At 69.6% G+C, this 17,199-nt stretch carries 18 protein-coding genes and 1 pseudogene; 11 read left to right on the top strand and 8 right to left on the bottom strand.

Going from position 1 to position 17,199, the window contains the following annotated elements:
• Nucleotides 1-134: 134 nt before the first annotated feature.
• From AB0N89_RS31965 to AB0N89_RS31945, 5 genes are read left to right on the top strand one after another with little or no spacing between them, the layout of a single operon-like run.
• Nucleotides 135-1,784, top strand: coding sequence for a fatty acyl-AMP ligase (locus AB0N89_RS31965; protein WP_364212242.1), 1,650 nt, complete (start codon nt 135-137; stop codon nt 1,782-1,784).
• On the top strand, nt 1,777-2,040 hold the full coding sequence (locus AB0N89_RS31960) for an acyl carrier protein (protein ID WP_364212239.1): 264 nt from the start codon (nt 1,777-1,779) through the stop codon (nt 2,038-2,040). Before AB0N89_RS31965 ends, AB0N89_RS31960 begins: the two co-directional genes overlap by 8 nt.
• A 5-nt stretch (nt 2,041-2,045) precedes the next feature.
• Nucleotides 2,046-2,357 (top strand): hypothetical protein, encoded by a 312-nt coding sequence (locus AB0N89_RS31955; protein ID WP_364212236.1) that lies wholly within the window; start codon nt 2,046-2,048, stop codon nt 2,355-2,357.
• The gene (locus AB0N89_RS31950; protein WP_364212233.1) at nt 2,357-5,419 is read left to right on the top strand and encodes a WXG100 family type VII secretion target; all 3,063 of its coding nucleotides are present in this window, start codon (nt 2,357-2,359) and stop codon (nt 5,417-5,419) included. Before AB0N89_RS31955 ends, AB0N89_RS31950 begins: the two co-directional genes overlap by 1 nt.
• Nucleotides 5,420-5,440: 21 nt before the next feature.
• Nucleotides 5,441-5,845 carry a hypothetical protein gene (locus tag AB0N89_RS31945; protein ID WP_364212230.1) on the top strand — a complete coding sequence of 135 codons (405 nt, stop codon included), beginning with the start codon at nt 5,441-5,443 and terminating at the stop codon, nt 5,843-5,845.
• An 8-nt stretch (nt 5,846-5,853) separates the two neighbouring features.
• Here AB0N89_RS31945 and AB0N89_RS31940 read toward each other — a convergent pair whose 3' ends face one another.
• Complete coding sequence (locus tag AB0N89_RS31940; protein WP_364212370.1) at nt 5,854-6,009, bottom strand: hypothetical protein; 156 nt, start codon at nt 6,007-6,009, stop codon at nt 5,854-5,856.
• 181 nt (nt 6,010-6,190) lie between these two features.
• Here AB0N89_RS31940 and AB0N89_RS31935 point away from each other — a divergent pair, with 181 nt between their 5' ends.
• Nucleotides 6,191-6,523: an EthD domain-containing protein gene (locus AB0N89_RS31935; protein ID WP_364212227.1), complete on the top strand. Its 333-nt coding sequence runs from the start codon at nt 6,191-6,193 to the stop codon at nt 6,521-6,523.
• Here the strand turns inward: AB0N89_RS31935 and AB0N89_RS31930 are convergent, their stop codons facing one another.
• Complete coding sequence (locus AB0N89_RS31930; RefSeq protein WP_364212224.1) at nt 6,524-7,576, bottom strand: hypothetical protein; 1,053 nt, start codon at nt 7,574-7,576, stop codon at nt 6,524-6,526. It abuts the gene before it with no gap.
• A 115-nt stretch (nt 7,577-7,691) separates the two neighbouring features.
• Nucleotides 7,692-8,648 (bottom strand): zinc-binding dehydrogenase, encoded by a 957-nt coding sequence (locus AB0N89_RS31925; protein WP_364212221.1) that lies wholly within the window; start codon nt 8,646-8,648, stop codon nt 7,692-7,694.
• Nucleotides 8,649-8,727: 79 nt separating this feature from the next.
• Here AB0N89_RS31925 and AB0N89_RS31920 point away from each other — a divergent pair, with 79 nt between their 5' ends.
• Complete coding sequence (locus AB0N89_RS31920; protein ID WP_364212218.1) at nt 8,728-9,369, top strand: helix-turn-helix domain-containing protein; 642 nt, start codon at nt 8,728-8,730, stop codon at nt 9,367-9,369.
• Nucleotides 9,370-9,458: 89 nt separating this feature from the next.
• The gene (locus tag AB0N89_RS31915) at nt 9,459-10,616 is read left to right on the top strand and encodes a serine hydrolase domain-containing protein (protein WP_364212215.1); all 1,158 of its coding nucleotides are present in this window, start codon (nt 9,459-9,461) and stop codon (nt 10,614-10,616) included.
• A 15-nt stretch (nt 10,617-10,631) separates the two neighbouring features.
• Here AB0N89_RS31915 and AB0N89_RS31910 read toward each other — a convergent pair whose 3' ends face one another.
• A complete protein-coding gene (locus AB0N89_RS31910) occupies nt 10,632-11,555 on the bottom strand; it encodes a LysR family transcriptional regulator (RefSeq protein WP_364212213.1) in 924 nt (307 codons plus the stop codon).
• Between the two features lie 72 nt (nt 11,556-11,627).
• Between AB0N89_RS31910 and AB0N89_RS31905 the strand changes: the two genes are divergently transcribed.
• Entirely contained in the window at nt 11,628-12,596 is a 969-nt protein-coding gene (locus tag AB0N89_RS31905) for a DMT family transporter (protein ID WP_364212210.1), read from the top strand.
• On the opposite strand, the gene AB0N89_RS31900 is transcribed toward AB0N89_RS31905, so the two are convergent.
• Together AB0N89_RS31900 and AB0N89_RS31895 are read right to left on the bottom strand one after the other, a co-directional pair.
• On the bottom strand, nt 12,510-12,995 hold the full coding sequence (locus tag AB0N89_RS31900) for a universal stress protein (RefSeq protein WP_364212207.1): 486 nt from the start codon (nt 12,993-12,995) through the stop codon (nt 12,510-12,512). The genes AB0N89_RS31905 and AB0N89_RS31900 overlap by 87 nt on opposite strands.
• A gap of 7 nt (nt 12,996-13,002) precedes the next feature.
• Nucleotides 13,003-14,577: an MDR family MFS transporter gene (locus AB0N89_RS31895; RefSeq protein WP_364212204.1), complete on the bottom strand. Its 1,575-nt coding sequence runs from the start codon at nt 14,575-14,577 to the stop codon at nt 13,003-13,005.
• Nucleotides 14,578-14,664: 87 nt separating this feature from the next.
• Between AB0N89_RS31895 and AB0N89_RS31890 the strand changes: the two genes are divergently transcribed.
• Nucleotides 14,665-15,246: a TetR/AcrR family transcriptional regulator gene (locus tag AB0N89_RS31890; RefSeq protein WP_364212201.1), complete on the top strand. Its 582-nt coding sequence runs from the start codon at nt 14,665-14,667 to the stop codon at nt 15,244-15,246.
• Here AB0N89_RS31890 and AB0N89_RS31885 read toward each other — a convergent pair.
• Nucleotides 15,234-15,929 (bottom strand): LysR family substrate-binding domain-containing protein, encoded by a 696-nt coding sequence (locus AB0N89_RS31885; RefSeq protein ID WP_364212367.1) that lies wholly within the window; start codon nt 15,927-15,929, stop codon nt 15,234-15,236. The genes AB0N89_RS31890 and AB0N89_RS31885 overlap by 13 nt on opposite strands.
• 12 nt (nt 15,930-15,941) lie before the next feature.
• Nucleotides 15,942-16,094, bottom strand: a pseudogene (locus AB0N89_RS31880) (LysR family transcriptional regulator); the annotation flags it as partial.
• A 131-nt stretch (nt 16,095-16,225) separates the two neighbouring features.
• On the opposite strand from AB0N89_RS31880, the gene AB0N89_RS31875 reads away from it, so the two are divergent.
• The gene (locus AB0N89_RS31875; protein ID WP_364212198.1) at nt 16,226-17,104 is read left to right on the top strand and encodes an NAD(P)H-binding protein; all 879 of its coding nucleotides are present in this window, start codon (nt 16,226-16,228) and stop codon (nt 17,102-17,104) included.
• The last annotated feature ends 95 nt before the right edge of the window (nt 17,105-17,199 follow it).

Genomic DNA, 17,199 nt, shown 5'->3' with positions numbered 1-17,199 from the left:
TGGGGGGGGTTTGTTGTTGTTTTTTTTCCTCTTTATCACATACACAACCACCACCCACACCCCCACCCCCAACCACGGCGACCAGGTGCGGCCCGTCCCGGCGGGCACCTGCCGGTTCCAGTAGGTTGCGGGACATGAGCGCGTCGCCGGTGGATGTTCCGGACCAGGTGCTGCGCACCTCGATCGTCGAGCGGTTGTTCGCTCGCGAAGCCGACCAGCGACCGCTTTTCACGCACCAGGACCACAGCGCCGGGGTGGACGACACGGTGACCTGGGCGGAGTTCGTTTCCCGGGTGCGGGTGGTCGCCGGGGCGCTGCGACAGGTCACGCGGCCGGGTGACCGGGCCGCCGTGCTCACCGGCCAGGACCTGAACTATCCCTTGGCGTTCTTCGGCGCGCTCGCCGCCGGGCTGGTCGCCGTCCCGCTGATGGCGCCCGCCAGTCCGTCCCAGCGTGGCAGGCTCACCGGAGTGCTGGCGGACTGCGGCGCGCGGGTCTGGCTGACGTCCTCGGCCGCCGCCGCGAAAGTGCGCGAGGCCGGGACACCCGACCACCTGATCGTGGTCGACGAACTTTCCGGGCCCGGTGTCGATCCGCTTCCCGCCGACCCCGAAAGTCCCGCGTACCTGCAGTACACGTCCGGGTCGACGCGGGAGCCCGCCGGTGCCGTGATCCCGCATCGCGCGGTCGCCGCCGCCTGCTGGCAGGCGAGTCGCGCCTACGCCGTCGACGAGGGCACGACCTGCGCGGGATGGATCCCGTTCTTCCATGACATGGGCCTGATCCAGCTGCTGTGCCTGCCGGTCCACGCGGGCGCGCGGTCGGTGTTCATGTCGCCCGCCGAGTTCGTGCACCGGCCCGTCAGGTGGCTGCGTCAGCTCGCCGATCACCCGGCCGTGTTCACCGCCGCGCCGAACTTCGCGTTCGACCTGGCCGCCGACGTCGCCGGTCAGGTGGGGGACGACCTCGACCTGTCCGACGTGCGAGTCGCGCTCAACGGCGCCGAGCCGGTCCAGCCGCGTACGGTCGCGCGTTTCCTGGAGGCCTTCGGCCCGTACGGCTTCCGGCCCGAAGCCCACCGTCCGTCCTACGGCCTGGCCGAGGCCACCGTGTACGTCGCGAGCGCGGGTGAGGAAGGACCGCGGGGCGCGGTGTTCGACAGGGAAGCCCTCGCGCAGGGCCAGGCGATCGAGGTACCCGACGGTCAAGGACTCGTCTCCGTCGGCCGTCCCCTCGGGCAGCGGGTCCGGATCGTCCGCGACGGGGCCGCGCGGCCCGACGGCCTCGTCGGCGAGATCTGGATCCACGGGCCCAACGTCGCGTCCGGGTACTGGGGCCGGGGCGACGCCGCCGCGTTCGGCGGCGAACTCGACGGCGTCGGCGGCTGGTTGCGCACCGGCGACCTCGGCGTGTTCCATCGAGGCGACCTCTACATCACCGGCAGGCTCAAGGATCTGATCGTCATCGACGGCCGCAACTTCCACCCGCAGGACATCGAGGCGGTGGCGGGGGAAGCGCATCCCGCCATCCGCCGGGATCGCGTCGCGGCTTTCGGCGTCGCGGACGAAATGGGTGAAGGGGCCATGGTGGTAGCCGAATGGGCAAAGAACGCCGAAACGGATGTCAAAGAAGTCACCCGGATGGTATTGCGCGCGGTGTCACGTGAACATGATCTGACGTTGCGATCGGTACGTATGGTTCCCTCCGGTGACCTTCCGCGCACTTCCAGTGGCAAGGTTGCGCGAGCGGCGGCCAGGGCGCGTTATAGTCGGCCCCGTGGGTGATCACCGCGCGGAGGTCGTGAAGGTCGTCAGCGAGACTTTTCGGCTTGATCCCGCCGAAATCGAGTCGGACGCGACGCTCGAAGAGCTGGGTATCGACTCCAAGGGACGGATAAAACTCCTGTCGGCGCTGGAGATCTACCACGATGTGAGGATTGATCTGGACCTGCTTGACCGGTTCATCGACATCGGGTCGGTGGCGGAAGTGCTCGCAGAGGCACTCGACGGTAAGGCTGACGGATCCGACGAAAGGCGCTGAGAAGAATGAGCGGGGGCTTCACCGCGGCGACCGATGCGCTTTCATCGGCGTCCAAGGACATCGGAAAGCTGACGGAGCAGTTGCTCGACGACAATCCCGATCTGTCGAGCACGCCCGTGAACGCGGCAGGTTTCGGCCAGGCGCACGGTGACCACTCGAAGAAGTACACCGACGGTGTCGCCGCGCTGTGGGCCTCGGTCCAGGGCTACAGCACAACGCTCGGTTCGTTCGGCACGAACCTCGGCACCGCGGGTACCACCTACGGCAAGAACGAGGACGAGCAGAAGAACAAGATCACCGAGACGGGGATGCGGTAGTGGCCAACGAACCCACCTGGACCGACGTCAAGGCCGTCCTCGACAACCCGAGCGTTCCCCCCGAGCAGAAGACCAAGCTCATCGGTTCGTGGATCAAGACGCATCCGGCGCCCCCGCCGTGGGCGGACCAGGAGCCGGAGGAGATCAAGGAGAAGCGCAAGGAAGCCGCGAAGTACGCGGCGTCCTACAACGCCTTGCCCTTCCTGCCTTACGACGACGACATCAAAAAGGTCTACGGCGGCGCGAAAGCGGCCGGCGAGCAGGCCAATTACAACCAGAGTCAAGAGACGAAGGCCGTCAACGACGGCGACAAGAAGCTGGACGGCGCGAAGGAACCCACTCCCGAAGGCGGTGGGACCAAGACGTCGGACGAGATCTTCGACGCCGCCGAACCCGCGCTCAAGGTGTTCCAGACCTTCGGCTCCCTGCTGGGAAAGCTCCCGGAAGACTGCCGGGGCACGACCCGCGCGCTCGACTTCGACAAGGACATCAAGAAGCCCTTCGACGAGCAGCGCGGCATCAACTTCAAGAACTTCGTCGACGACGCCGCGCACTTCAAGACCGGCTCGAAGACCGTCGACAAGACCATGGACGACACCGGATCCCAGCTGAACACCCTTTACGGGACCTGGACCGGGGACGCCGCGGACGCCTCGTCGGAGAATTACAACGAGAAGATCCTTCTCAAGGCCAAGAAACTCTCCCAGACGCTGAACGGCGCGAGCGAAGCGACGCTGCACACCACGACCACGGTGTTCAAGCTCTGCAAGGAAAAGGCCGACGAGGTCGTCAAGCTGTACAAGGAGATCGTCGGCAAGGCCGACTTCCCGATGGCGCAGAAGGTCATCGCCATCGCCTCCGGCGAGAAGAGCGGAGCGGAGGACCTCGGCGCCATCGCGGGCTGGATGGACGTCAACTTCGGCTCCAACCTCGTTCAGCAGCTGAACAACGACGGCTGCTGCGACGACGACGAGTTCAAGAAGGCCGGCCAGAAGCTCGCCAAGGACTGGATCCAGAAGCAGTTCATCCCTGAGATGTGGACGATCATCTACCAGGGCTTCGAGAAGACCTGCAAGGAGACCAAGGACTTCGTCGACCAGGCCTACGACGAGCTCGACAAGGTCATGGGCAAGGTCAAGAACGAGTTCGAAGGCGCGGGCGCGGGCGGCAACGGCGGCCCGGGTGGCAACGGCGGCGCGGGTGGCACGGGCGGCGGACCCGGCGGCCCGGGCAACGGCGGTCCGGACTTCACCGGCGGTCAAGGCGGCGGGAACGGTGGCGGCCAGGGTGGTGGTCAAGGCGGTGGCTCCGGTAACGGTGGCCCCGGCGGAGGTTCGGGCGACGGCACCGGTCCGTCAGGCCAGAAGCCCCCGCCCGTCCCGGACGTGAACATCCCCGAGGGCGGTTCCGGTGGCGGACCTGGCGGCGGCCCCGGCGGCGGTCCTGGTGGCGGCCCCGGTGGCGGTTCGGGCGACGGCCCGCCCGGCCAGCAGAAGCCGATGCCTGTCCCGGACGTGAAGATCCCCGAAGGCGGAACAGGCGGTTCCGGCCCGGGTGGCGGAGGACCCGGTGGCGGTCCCGACCCGAGCAAGGACCAGACGTCGCCCTCGGGCTCGGCTCCGCCGTCGTCGTCCGGCGACGAGCAGAAGGCCGCGGCCGAAGAAGCGAAGAAGCAGGCCGCGGCGGCCGCCGAGAACGCCAAGAAGCAGGCGTCGGAAGCGCTGAACAAGATGGGCGACGGTCCCACCGGTGGCGACCTCGGCGGTGGTGGCTCCGGTCCGGGTGGTGGCGGACCCGGCGGCGGACCCGGCGGTGGCAGCACGGACGCGGCTTCGGAAGCCAAGGCAGCAGCCGAAAAGGCCGCCGAGGACGCGAAGAAGCAGGCGTCGGAAGCGCTGAACAAGATGGGCGACGCCCCCGGCGGCGGCCTGGGCGACGACGACTCCAAACCCGGCGACTCCAAACCCGGCGACCCCAAGGACCCCGACTCCAAGGACGGCGATTCCAAGGAAGCCGCCGACAAGGCCGCGGAAGAGGCGAAGAAGAAGGCCTCCGAAGCGCTCGACAAGCTCGACGACGACCTTCCGGGCGAAGACGGCGACAAGCTGACCGGTGACAAGCCCGGTGAGGACGGCGACAAGGACAAGGACGGCGACAAGGACAAGGCCGAGGACGGCGAGCGGGAAACCCTCAAGGTCAAGCAGGGCGACAAGACCTTCGAGATGACCGAGCCGGACAAAGACGGCGAGATGGAGATCAAGGTCGGCGACGGTTCCGGACCGGCCAAGGACTTCAAACTCGACTGGACCGACGACGAGTCCAAGCTGGGTGACGCTCCCGACGGCGACGGAAAGAAGGACGACGTCCATCGCCCCGGGGCGGACGGCAAGATCCACATCCAGGACGGCGATGTGAAGATCACCGCCGAACGGCCCGACGGCCCGTCCGGGCCGACGGTCGTCACCGTCGACGACGGCACCGGCAAGCCGACCACGTACACCCTCGGCGAAGACAAGGACACCTCGGACCCGGCCTCACATCCGGCCAAGCCCCTCACCGGGACGGTCCAGCCCGAGCCCCGTCCGGCGTTCGTCCCGCACCACGGTGGCGGCGGCAGCGTTCCCGACGGCCTCGGCGGCGATATCGGCGGTGGTGACGTCAGCGGCGGCAGCAGCGGCGGTGGTGGTGGCGGAGGCGGGGGCGCCCACGGCTTCGGCGGCTCGACCGGGGTCTCGCTGGAGACCGCGAGCCCGGCGACGGGCCAGTCGCTGACCGAAGGCGTGCACACCGGCGGAGGCGGCGCGGCGCACCAGCCGCAGGCGGTGCCCGCGGGCGCGCCGTCCGCCCCGATGAGCGGATCGACCGGTCAAGCTCCCATGGGCGGGATGCCGATGGGCGGCATGGGCGCCGGTGGTGGCCAGGGCGGTGGCGGCGACCAGGAGCGGACCAACCGCGCGTACCGGATCGAGGGCGAGGTGTTCGACCAGATCAACGAACCCACCGGCCGGATCACCGGTTCGTTGCTGGACGATGAGGATCAGCCGTCCACCCGCAGGCGGTAATCCGAGGCAGGGGAGAAGCAGATGAGCGTCGATGAAACCTCGGCCATGAAGGCGACCCTGGACGGTCTCGTCCGCGAGCAGGCGGAGCGCCGGGGACTGCGGGACAAGAAGGCCGGCGAGATCAAGGCCGCCTCGCAGGAGTTCATGACCAAGCAGGTCATGACCGCCCAGCGCTACGTCGAACACCGACGCGAGCTGGGTGAGCGCAAGACGAAGTCCGGCTGGAGCACCGATCGGTCGCACGCCCAGCCGGAGGCCGCTTCGGCCTTCGACGACGCCCCTGCCTTCGAAGACCCCGCGGCTCCGTTCGCCTCCTCGGAGCCGCCCGCCCGCGCGGGCCGGGACACACCTCGGCGCGCTCCTCGTCGTCCGGCACCGGTGGACGACGAGGACGACGCCTTCCTCAACAACCGCTGGCGCGAGTGACGTCGCCGTCAGACGACGAGGCCGAGCACGAGCACGATCGGGAGCGAGATCACCGAAGCCAGTGACATGGCGACGGTGTGGGTCTTGAACGTGCCTCGTGTGCTCAGCCCCAGCAGCGACTGGAACATCCAGAAGAAGTTGCTGCTGACGTGAGGGAGGAACAGCGCGCACGGCTCGGCTGGGCGCCCTGTGGTCCGCGACCATGATGCTCGACCACTGGGGACACCCCGAAGCGAGCGAGGAACTGCTGGCAGCCGCTTTCGGTGCGCTGGCCGACGGCGCCGGGTACACGCGCGCGGTGCTCGACAGGGTGGGCTGCTGACGCATCGGAAGGGAGCGCGACCCGTGATCACCACCATCGCCCTGCTCAAGGCCCGCGAGGGGCTCAGCCGGGCCGAGTTCGTCGACTACTACGAGAACAAGCACGTTCCGCTGGTCCTCGGCCTCGCGCCGGCGCCCGCCCTCTACACCCGCAGCTATCTTCCGGAGAGCGGGGAGCGCGGGTTTCCCGCGGACTTCGACGTGCTCACGCATCTGAAGTTCGCCGACGAGGCGACTCGCGACGCTTGGCTCGCCCTGGTGCTCGCCGAAGGTTCCGGGGTCGCCGAGGACGAAGCCCGATTCCTCGACCGCTCCCGGACGCGGTCGTGGACGGTCGAGGAACACGCGAGCAGCTGATCACGCGCGGTGCCAAGCGATCCCGCGATAGGTGGAGCTGTCCGGGTCGAAGCCGTATCCGATGATGACGGCGCCGCTCGCGGTGATGTGCTGGGCCATGATCGCCGTGAGCCCGCGCGGCGACGGCAGCGGGAACGGCGTCGCGTCGGCGTCCCAGCGGACCGGCCGCACCGTCCCCTTGCTCACGGACTCGCCGACGACCGTCCCGGCGTCGTCGAGGTCGTAACACGTGCTGGCGACGTCCGAAGGCAGCGGCGGGAGCAGAGTCGGCCGTCCGTCGCGATCCCAGCGCGCGCACGTGCCGTGCCGGTCCGGGGTCACGCCCCAGCCGATCGCGACGCCTTTCGCGGTGATCCGGACGACCTGTCCGGCCGAGAACTCCGGTCCGCCGGTCAGCAGGACGGTGCCGCCGTCGCGGTTCCACACGACCCCGTCACCGAGGATCGCGCCGGAATCGGTGATACCGCAGGCGGTCGCGCGGCGGGGCGGGGGCAGTTTGCTGATCTTCCCGGAGGGATCCCAGCGCACCGCGGTCCGCCCGCCGCCCGCCCCGTTCTTGGCCGAGCCGACGACCTCGTCCAGCCCGTTCAGGTCGTGCCCCTGGGTCTCGCCGCCGCCGGGCAGCGCGCCGAGTTCCACCGCCTCGCCGCCGGGTTCCCAGCGCAGCGCCCGCCAGCGATAGCCCGGCCGCATCGCGTTCCCCAGTATGGATCCGCGTTCGTTCACCCGGCACGTCGTACCGGAGATCGCACCGAGGGGAAGCTCGAGCGCGTGCACCCGGCCGTCGGGGCGCCAGCACACCGGCCGGAGATGCTCGCCGGTGTAGAGCGAACCCGCGATGACGCCGGCGGTGTTGGCGCCGACGGCGCGGCCGCCGGAACAGCCGTCGAGAATCGGCAACGGCGTGGGGTTTCCGTCGGGATCCCAGCGCACCGGCCGCGATCCCGACTCGCCCACGATCATCCCGGCGTCGTTGACGAAGTAGGCGCTGGTGCCCTCCCCGGCGGCGAGCGGTCGCAGGTCGACCGCCGTGAAACCGGATCCCTCGGGCATCGGCGCCGCCTCTGGTCTGGACGGTTCGGGCACGAGTGGGCAGCCTAGTGCGAGCGCGCACGCGATGGGGAAAAGTGCACTGACCGGGTGACGCGGTCTCCACAAAGGACGCCGTCTACGGAGTCAGCACGATCCGGCCGAACACTTCGCCGTCGTCCATCTTCCGGTGCGCCAGTGCGGCTTTCTCCAGCGGCAGCAGTTCGTGCACCACCGAACGCAGCTCGCCGCGCGCCGCCGCGTCGAACTGCGCCGCGGTCACCGCCCGCCGATCCGGCTCGGGGATCGAGTCCGCGCTGAAGGCCGCGAACGACAGGGACTTGCGGAACGCCGCCAGCAGCTTCGTGCCGAAGTCCGCGGGCGGCATTCCCGCGACGACCCCCACGGTCACCAGGCGGCCGTTCGGTGCGAGCCGGTCGAAAAAGGACGGCATGTCCACACCGGACACGATGTCGATGATGACGTCGTACCCCTCGGGACCGTCCCCGTCACCGGAGCGGTCGAGGACGTGGGTCGCGCCCGACTCGCGCAACCGTTCGCCTCGTTCGGCCGAGGACGTCGTGACCGCCACCGCGCTCGCGCCGCCGGCCGCCGCGAGCTGCACCGTCATGATCCCGATGCTGCCGGCCGCTCCGCGCACCAGCACCGATTCACCGGCGGCGAAATGGGCGTGCGCGAGCGCGAAACGCGCCACCATGCCGGAAGTCCCCAGGGCGACCGCCGCGTCGGCGGGCAGGTTCCCGGGGAGGGGCACGACCTTCTCGACGGGGATCGTCGTGCGCTCGACATACCCGCCGCCTTCACCGGTGAACGCCCAGACGCGCCGCCCGGTCCAGGACGGATCGACGCCGTCGCCGACCGAGCCGACGGTGCCCGCGATCTCGTTGCCGGGAATGAATCCCTCCTGGAACCCGAAGCCGGCGAGAGCACCGCTCCGGATCACCGTGTCGACGCCGCCGACGCCGATCGCTTCCACGTCGATCAGCACTTCTCCCTCGGCGGGAACAGGCTCGGGGAGATCGACGACGGCCAGTCCTTCGGGGGCGCCGAACTCGCGGATTTCGACTGCGCGCATTTCTGTCTCCTGGGTCTTCGGTCGCTGGTCCGGCGGACGTTAACGGACGCCTCCGTCCGTTTTGGCTAAAGTGAGAGTGGTGACCCACCGTTTGTCTCGGATCCCGCGCTCCGACGCCCTGGACAACCGCGAGCGCATCCTCGAAGCGGCTCGTGCGCTGTTCGCCACCGAGGGCCTGAACGTGCCGCTGCGGGAGGTCGCGCGCCGCGCCGATGTCGGTCCCGCCACGCTGTACCGCCATTTCCCGACCAAGGAGATCCTGGCGACGGAGGCCTTCGCCGACCAGATGGCCACCTGTCAGCGCGTCGTCGACGAAGGGCTCGCCGACCAGGATCCGTGGCGCGGTTTCCGTTCCGTGATCGAGAAGATCTGCGAACTGCACTCACACGACCGGGGGTTCACCGCGGCTTTCGTTTCGGCCTTCCCCAAGGCGGTGGATTTCACCACGAGCCGGGACAGCGCGCTCAAAGCGATCGCGGACCTGGCGAGCCGGGCCAAGGCCGCCGGGAAACTGCGTCCCGACTTCGTCATCGACGACCTGATCCTCATGCTCATGGCCAACAACGGCATCCAGGCCGCTTCGCCCGCCGCGCAGGTCGCGGCGTCGCGCCGGTTCGCCGCGCTCGTGATCCAGGCGTTCCAAGCCGTCCCGGAACGGGTGTCGTTACCGCCGGTGGGACGGCTGGCCCTCGTGTCGCCGGGGATGATCCTCTCGGACTGAACCCCGAGCCGACCCTTAGTACCGTGGGGGTAGCGACATCCGTCTCGAAGCCGATGCCGGGGGTGCCGATGCTTCGTAGTTTTGGCGTCATGAAAAGAACTTCAGTGGTCATCGCGGCGGTTTGCGCGGCAGCGCTCGGTTCCCCGGCCGTCGCGTCCGCGGCACCCGGGACACAGCGGACCTTGCAGCGCGACGCCGACGTGCTCGTGGCGAACGGTTCCCCGGGCGCTCTCGTGGAACTGAGCACGCCGCGCGGCAGCGTCAAGGTGCGCAGCGGTCACGGCGATCTGCGGACCGGGAGCCCGATGCCGTGGAACGCGCATTTCCGGATCGCCAGCTTCAGCAAGACCTTCCTGTCCGCGACGATGCTCCAGCTCGTCGGCGAAGGACGGCTTTCCTTGGAGGACACCGTGGATCGGTGGCTGCCCGGGGTGGTGAGCGGAAACGGCAACGACGGCCGTGCGATCACCGTCCGGCAGCTGCTGCAGCACACCAGCGGCCTGCACGACTACATGGCGGAACTCGATCTCTTCACCGAGAAGGGCTTTCTGCGCCACCGGTTCGACAAGCTCAGCGCGTCCGAAGCGGTGAAACTCGCGGTCGGCAAGCCGCCGGAGTTCGCGCCGGGGACGAGCTGGGGATACTCCAACACCAATTACGTGCTCGCCGGGATGGTGACCGAGAAGGTGACCGGCCGGGACTGGCAGCAGGAGATCGCCGCCCGGATCATCCGCCCGCTGGACCTGCGGGAAACGTCGCTGCCGTACACCTCACCGTTCCTGCCCACCCCGCACGCACGGGGCTACGACCGGTTCGTGGTCGAGGGCTCGAATCCGCCGCGGCTCGGACGTCAGGTGGACGTGACGCTGATGAATCCGTCGGCGGGCGGGGGAGCGGACGGCTCGATCAACAGCACCACCGAGGACGGTAACAAGTTCCTGCGGGCGTTGCTGGGCGGCAAGGTGCTCAAGCCCGCGTTGCTGGCCGAGATGAAGAAGACCGTGCCCGCGCCGGGACTCGGGGAATACGGGCTGGGGCTCGTGAGGCTGACCAGCTCCTGCGGCGCCTACTGGGGCCACGGCGGCTCGCTGCCCGGAAACTCGACGGGCAACGGCGTGACCGAGGACGGCAAGCGCAGCGTGATGGTCTCACTGAACACGCTGACGCCATACCACCCCGATGCCGAACTGCCCTCGGGTAATCCGTTGGACCCGGTGATCGACCACGCGCTCTGCGGTCGTGAGTGACTGTTTCCACCCGAATTACGCGCCTTCCGCGCCCCAGGACCGGGCCGCCTCGACCAGCGCCGCGACGCATTCGGCGACCGCGGGCCGCGTCTCGCCCTGGGGCTGGACGGCGTAGAGCTGACGGTGCAGCACGGGTTCGAGCGGCGCGCACACCACGGTCGGCGGTGCGATCGTGGTGGCCATGCTCGGAACCACCGTGACGGCACCGAGCCCGGCGACGACGGCGAACTGGGTACCGAATCCGCTGACCGTGTGCCGCACCGTCGGTTCGATGCCGCGTTCGCGCAGGGTCTGGCGGATCCAGGCGTTCGCCAGGGTGGGGCGGGCCCAGGCGACCCAGATCTCGTCCGCCAGGTCCTCGGCGCGGATCGAACCGGCTCCCGCCAGGCGATGTCCCGCCGGGAGCACGATCGTCGCCGCGTCGTCGCGCAGAACGGTCCAGCGGGTGCTCGGCGGCCGCGTGAGCGGCAGGTTCTCCCAGCTCTCGACGACCACGACGTCGAAGACGCCGTCGGCGAGCGCGGGAAGCGCCTCTTCCGGTTCGACCTCGTGCAGCCGCACCTCGATACCCGGGTAGCGCACGGCGAGGCCGGTCAGCGCGGGCGTGATGAAAGTGTGCACCCCGGACGGGATGGCGCCGATCTCGACGACGCCGGTCGTCTCCCCGGTCAGCGAGTCCAGATCGGCGCGGGCGGCCCGGAGTTCCGCGAGGACCCGCTCCGAACGCTGCGCGAGCAGCAGCCCCGCCGGGGTGAGCCGGACGCCGCGCCCGTGCCGGACCAGGAGCGAGGTGCCCGCCTCCCGCTCCAGTTTGGTCAGCTGCTGGGAGATCGCCGACGGCGTCACGTGCAGCACCTCGGCCGCCGCGGCGAGCGAGCCCCGCCGCCACACCGCGTGCAGCATCCGCAGCCGCTCCACATTGGACAGGTCGCCACTCATTAGCCGAGCTTAACCCTCGGGGTAAGAGGATCTCGCTGGTCCTGCCCGCCTTCCTGCGGTCGAATCGAAAGCATGTCCCAGCACAGAATTCTCGCCGATCCGCGGGCACAAGGAGTCCTCGGAGCCCTCGCGATCGCCCTGTCCGCCCCGCTCGTCGCGCTGTCCGGCGTGAGCTCGACGACGGCGACGTTCTTCCGCTGCCTGTTCGCGTTGCCGATCCTCGTGTTGCTGGCCCGGACGCGGGAGCGCGGGCAACGGCCTGCCCCGGCCGCGCGGCGGCGGCACGTGCTGGCCGGAGTCCTGCTCGGGATCGACATGGTGCTGTGGAGCGAAGCGATCTTCTCCGTCGGGGCGGGCGTCGCCACGGCACTGGTCAACGTCCAGGTTGTCCTCGTCCCGCTGGCCGGGCTGCTGTGGTTCGGCGAACGGCCGTCGCGGTCGTTCTGGCTGTCGATCCCGGTGATGCTGGCGGGGACGGCGCTGGCCGGGGGACTGGCGGACGGCGGGACCGCGGGCAGCGACCCCTGGTACGGCACCGTCATGGCGATGCTGGCGGGCATCGCCTACGCGGGTTATCTGATCCTGCTGCGCCGCGCCGGGACCGAAGGCGGCGGCCACACGACGATGCTCGCGACGGCGACCGCGGCCTCCGCGAGTGTCGGCGGCCTTTCGGGACTGGTGACGGGAACCCTCGACGTCACGCCGTCCGCGTCGTCGCTGCTGTGGCTGCTCGCGCTGGCCGTGACCGCGCAGGTGTCCGGCTGGCTCCTGATCGGGAAGGCCCTGTCCGCCCTGCCGGCGAGCGGCGGGTCCGCCGTGCTCATGCTGCAACCCGCCGCCGCGATCCTGTTCGGGGCACTCCTGCTCGGTCAATGGCCGACGTCGTTGCAGCTGGCGGGCTGCGCGCTCGTCGTCGTCACGGTGGGAGCCGTCTCATTCCTGGGCACCCGGACGTCACGGGACGACGAGCACCGGCCAGTGCCCGGTCTTGATGAGCTTGGTCGCGACCGACCCCGCGAACCGGTGACCGGCCTTCTGTGACGCGCCGACCACGACCGTGTCGGCCTGGCTGCGGTCGGCGGTGTCGCGGAGCACCGTGTACGGATCGCCGAACGTCTTCAGGAAGCTGACCGGCACCTCCAGCTCTTCGGCCGCCTCGCGGATCTGATCGCGGAGTTCGGCGTAGAGCTGGAGTGTCGTGTCGTGTTCCACCGTCGCGGCGACCGCCGGTCCGAGGTTGGTCAGCGCCGTGCGGCAGGCGACGAAGGCGACGATCAGCCTGCCGCTTTCCCGCCGTGCCATGCCGAAGGCGAAGGCAGCGGCCCGCATCGCGGTGTCGGAGCCGTCGACCCCGGCCAGGATGGCCCGCCCCGAATTGTTCCGGGGCGGGCCGAAACGCTCCACAGTGGACTCGAAGGCCCCGGCGGCGTTCCCGTTCATCGCGCGCCTACCGCGCGACCGCGTCGGAGGCCGGGGCTTCCGTCTTCGTCTCCACGTCGAGGGTGGTGCGCAGGGTGAGCGGCTTGAGCAGCAGCGCCGCGATCACGCCCACGACGCCCACCGCCGCGGAGATGAGGAAGATGTGCGCGGTCGCGTCGCCGTACACGGTGTGCACGATCGTCTGGACCTCGGGCGGCAGCGCCTTGAGGTTCAGCGCGCTGACGCTGCCCGTCGACGCCTGTCCCGCCGGCACGTGCAGCGCGGTGGACAGATCGGCGGTGACCCGGTTCGCGAGCACCGCGCCCAGCACCGAGACCCCGATGGTGCCGCCGAGCGACCGGAAGAACGTGACCGACGCGCTGGCCGCGCCCAGATCCCGCAGCGGCACCGTGTTCTGCACGGCGAGCACGAGGTTCTGCATCGTCATGCCCACCCCGACGCCGACGACCGCCATCGCGATGCCGACCAGCCACAGCGGCGACGCGTGGTCGACCGTGCCCAGCCCGAGGAACCCGATCACCAGGGTGATGGTGCCCGCCACGATGTACGGCTTGATCCGCCCGGTCCGGCTGATCAGGCGTCCGGAGACGGTCGAGGACACGAGCACGCCGCCCATCAGCGGGATGGTCAGCAGACCGGCTTCGGTGGGGGAGTAACCGCGGCCGACCTGGAAGTACTGGCCGAGGAACACCGCGCCGCCGAACATCGCCATCCCGACCGCGAGGCTCGCGACGATCGCGAGCGCCGGGGTGCGCTGGGTGATGATGTGCAACGGCACGACGGGTTCGCGGACCTTCCGTTCCACCATCAGCGCGAGCGCGAGGAGTACGACACCGCCCGCCACCATGACCGCGGTCTGCCACGAAAGCCAGTCGAAGCTGTTGCCGACGAACGAGACCCAGATCAGCAGGACGCTCACGCCCGCGGCGATGAGGCCCGCGCCGAGGTAGTCGACCTGGACGTTCTCGCGGCGCGCGGTCTCCAGCTTCAGGGTCCGCTGCAGCACGATGAACGCCGCCACCGCGATCGGCACGCCGACGAAGAAGCACCAGCGCCAGCCCAGCCACGGCACGTCCACGATCAGGCCGCCGAGCAGCGGGCCGCCGACCGTGGCGACCGCCATGACCGCGCCGAGGTAACCGTTGTAGCGGCCGCGTTCACGCGGCGGGATGATCGCCGCGATCACGACCTGGACCAGCGCCTGCAGACCGCCGACGCCGATGCCCTGGAACGCCCTGGCGGCGATCAGCTGTCCGGTGTTCTGGCTGAACCCGCTGATCATCGAGCCGATCACGAAGATCACGATCGCGACCTGGACCAGCGTCTTCTTGTTGAACAGGTCGGCGAGCTTGCCCCAGATCGGGGTGGTGGCGGTCGCCGCCAGGAGGGTGGCGGTGACCACCCAGGTGTACTGCGTCTGCGAGCCGTTCAGCGAGCCGATGATCAACGGCAGGGCGGTCGACACGACCGTCGAACTGATCATCGCCACGAGCAGCGCGAGCAGCAGCCCGGACAGCGATTCGAGCACCTGGCGGTGCCCCATCGCCTCGGACGGTGCCTCCGCCGTTCCTTCGGTCTTCATGGCGTCCTTTCAAGCGTTCGGGGCAATTATTGCCCACTGTGCAAACTTGCACAGTGAGAACTTTATTCCCGTCGCTACGCTGTCCTGGTGGACACCCTCGACACGCTCCGCACCCGCAAGAAGGCGGCGACGCGGCAATCGCTGCACGAGGCCGCGCTCCGCCTGGCGATGGAGCACGGTCTCGACGGCGTGACCGTCGAGGACATCGCCGACACGGTGGGGGTGTCCCGGCGGACGTTCTCGAACTACTTCGCGAACAAAGAGGACGCGATCCTGCACGCCGACCGCGAGCGGACCGGGCTCCTGGTGTCGCTGGTCGAAGGCAGGCCGCCCGCCGAAAAGCCCTGGCAGGCGTTGCGCGCGGCGTGCCAGGACCTGTACCGGGCGAACCCCGTCCCGGACCGCGAATGGGTGGCGCAGCTGAGGCTGCTGCGGCGGCATCCGTCGCTGCTCGCGCGGCAGGCCGGGGACCAGTTCGCGCTGGAACGCGACCTGATCGCGGTGCTGCTGGACCGCGGGCACGGCCTCGACCAGGAGCTGGCCCGGCTCACCGCGGCGACGTTCCTCGCCACCTTGCGGACCGGGAACATCCTGTGGCTGGAAGGTCCGGACGACGAGCCGCTGCCCGCCGTCGTGGACAGGGTGCTGAGCCGCGTTCAGCTCCGCTGAGCGAGGGCGTAGGCGCTCGAAACCACCGTGGTGGCCGCGCGGACGAAGGCGGCGACGGCCGGTGAACGCGAGTCCTGCGGCCACATCACGGCGAGGGTCGTGGGCTCGACGTCGTCGACGGCCAGGTAAGCGATGCCCGGCCGGTGATAGCGATCTGCGACCGACACGGGCAGGAAGCAGACGATGGTGCCCAGTTCGACCAGTTTGAGGATCTGCGTGAGGTCCGAGACGGGGCCGTGAGGCGCCACCGTGGCGGGCGGACCGGTCGACGGGCCCTGGTCGGCGGGGGCGCCGTCGGGCAGGAGCCTGCCGTCCAGGTCGGCCAGCGTCAGCCGTGACCTGGCCGCCAGCGGATCGTTCGCCGCCACCGCCACCAGCCGGGGTTCGGTCAGTAAGGGTTCGAAGTCGAGGCGGCGCGCGTCGAAGGGGGAGGGGACGAGCGCGACGTCCGCCCGTCCGTCGCGGAGTTGCCGCGGCTGTTCGCCTCGGCCGCCGAGGATCAGTTCGATCGGCAGCGCGCCGTCTTCGGCTTCATAAGCTTCGACGATCTTCGGCAGCATCCCGGCGTCATGGTCGGCTTTCAGCGCCAGCCGCAGCCGGGGATCCGGGCGACCGGCCTGCCGTACCCGCCGTTCCGCCGCGGCGACCGCTTCGAGCGCGGTCCTGGCGTCCCGCAGGAACACCTCGCCCGCGCTCGTGAGCGTGACCTGGCGAGTGGTGCGTTCGAGCAGCCGGACGTCCAGCCGTCGTTCCAGGTCCCGGATCGCCCGGGACAGCGGCGGCTGCGCCATCGAAAGCCGCTCGGCCGCGCGTCCGAAGTGAAGCTCCTCCGCGACGGCCACGAAGTAGCGGAGCTGCCGCGTCTACAGATCACTCATATCTCCAGGGTATCAATGGCGACCGAGCCGATCCTTCAGCTCGGCGGCGCTCCTGGCTTGACTGGAAGACGTCGAAAACCCCCTATCACCTCGGAGTCTTCATGATCGTCGTCACCGCGCCGACCGGACAGATCGGCAGCAGGCTGCTCGGCACCCTCCTCGAAAACGGCGAGCAGGTCCGCGTGATCGCCCGCGATCCCGCCCGGCTGGCCGATCACGTCCGCGAGCGCGTCGAGGTCGTCAAGGGCTCGCACAGTGACGCCGCCGTCGTCGACGAGGCCTTCGCCGGCGCCGACACCGTGTTCTGGCTGGTCGCCGCGGACCACCGCGCCGAGAGTCTCGAAGCCGCCTACCTCGACTTCACCCGCCCGGCCTGCGAAGCACTCAAGAAGCACGGCGTGGCCCGGGTCGTCGGAATTTCGGCCCTCGGCCGCGGCGTCGCGGAGAACGCCGGGTACCTGTCGGCGTCGTGGGCGATGGACGACCTGATCGCCGCCACCGGCGTGCGCTACCGGGCGCTGACGATGCCGACGTTCATGGACAACCTGTTGTGGCAGGCCGCGTCCATCGGCAAGGACGGCGTCTTCTTCGCCCCGGTTTCCGGCGACCGCAAGGCCCCGACCTGCGCCACACGCGACATCGCCGCCGTCGCCGCCGGGCTCCTGCTCGACCGGTCGTGGGAAGGTACGGCCGACGTCCCGGTGCTCGGCCCGGAAGACCTGTCCCAGAACGACCTCGCCGGGATCATGTCCGACGTCCTCGGGCGGCCGGTGCGATACCAGCGGGTCTCCATGGACGCTTTCCGTGCGACACAACGTCAAAACGGCTGGTCCGAGGCGATGGCCCAGGGCATGGTCGACATGATGATCGCCAAGGAAACGGGTATCGACAGCGCCGCGCCGCGGACGCCGGAGGGCACCACGCCGACGACGTTCCGCCAGTGGTGCGAGGAGGTGCTCAAGCCGGCGGTCACCGCTTAGGTACCGGGTCGGTCCGGTGGGTCGTGAGTGGCGATTCGGGTTCTGGGGTGTAGAGAACCACCAAACCACAGACCCCCCCGCCCCCCCCCACACCC

Origin of the sequence: Amycolatopsis sp. NPDC089917 (assembly GCF_040684635.1) — a bacterium.
Classification (GTDB): Bacteria; Actinomycetota; Actinomycetes; order Mycobacteriales; family Pseudonocardiaceae; genus Amycolatopsis.
This window is presented reverse-complemented; position numbering and strand designations above follow the sequence as displayed.

Excerpts from the sequence above, each read along its gene's own strand:
- AB0N89_RS31965 (WP_364212242.1), top strand. The coding sequence starts at position 135 with ATGAGCGCGTCGCCGGTGGATGTTCCGGACCAGGTGCTGCGCACCTCG.
- AB0N89_RS31955 (WP_364212236.1), top strand. The coding sequence starts at position 2,046 with ATGAGCGGGGGCTTCACCGCGGCGACCGATGCGCTTTCATCGGCGTCC.
- AB0N89_RS31945 (WP_364212230.1), top strand. The coding sequence starts at position 5,441 with ATGAGCGTCGATGAAACCTCGGCCATGAAGGCGACCCTGGACGGTCTC.
- AB0N89_RS31930 (WP_364212224.1), bottom strand. The coding sequence starts at position 7,576 with ATGCCCGAGGGATCCGGTTTCACGGCGGTCGACCTGCGACCGCTCGCC.
- AB0N89_RS31925 (WP_364212221.1), bottom strand. The coding sequence starts at position 8,648 with ATGCGCGCAGTCGAAATCCGCGAGTTCGGCGCCCCCGAAGGACTGGCC.
- AB0N89_RS31915 (WP_364212215.1), top strand. The coding sequence starts at position 9,459 with ATGAAAAGAACTTCAGTGGTCATCGCGGCGGTTTGCGCGGCAGCGCTC.
- AB0N89_RS31910 (WP_364212213.1), bottom strand. The coding sequence starts at position 11,555 with ATGAGTGGCGACCTGTCCAATGTGGAGCGGCTGCGGATGCTGCACGCG.
- AB0N89_RS31905 (WP_364212210.1), top strand. The coding sequence starts at position 11,628 with ATGTCCCAGCACAGAATTCTCGCCGATCCGCGGGCACAAGGAGTCCTC.
- AB0N89_RS31900 (WP_364212207.1), bottom strand. The coding sequence starts at position 12,995 with ATGAACGGGAACGCCGCCGGGGCCTTCGAGTCCACTGTGGAGCGTTTC.
- AB0N89_RS31895 (WP_364212204.1), bottom strand. The coding sequence starts at position 14,577 with ATGAAGACCGAAGGAACGGCGGAGGCACCGTCCGAGGCGATGGGGCAC.
- AB0N89_RS31875 (WP_364212198.1), top strand. The coding sequence starts at position 16,226 with ATGATCGTCGTCACCGCGCCGACCGGACAGATCGGCAGCAGGCTGCTC.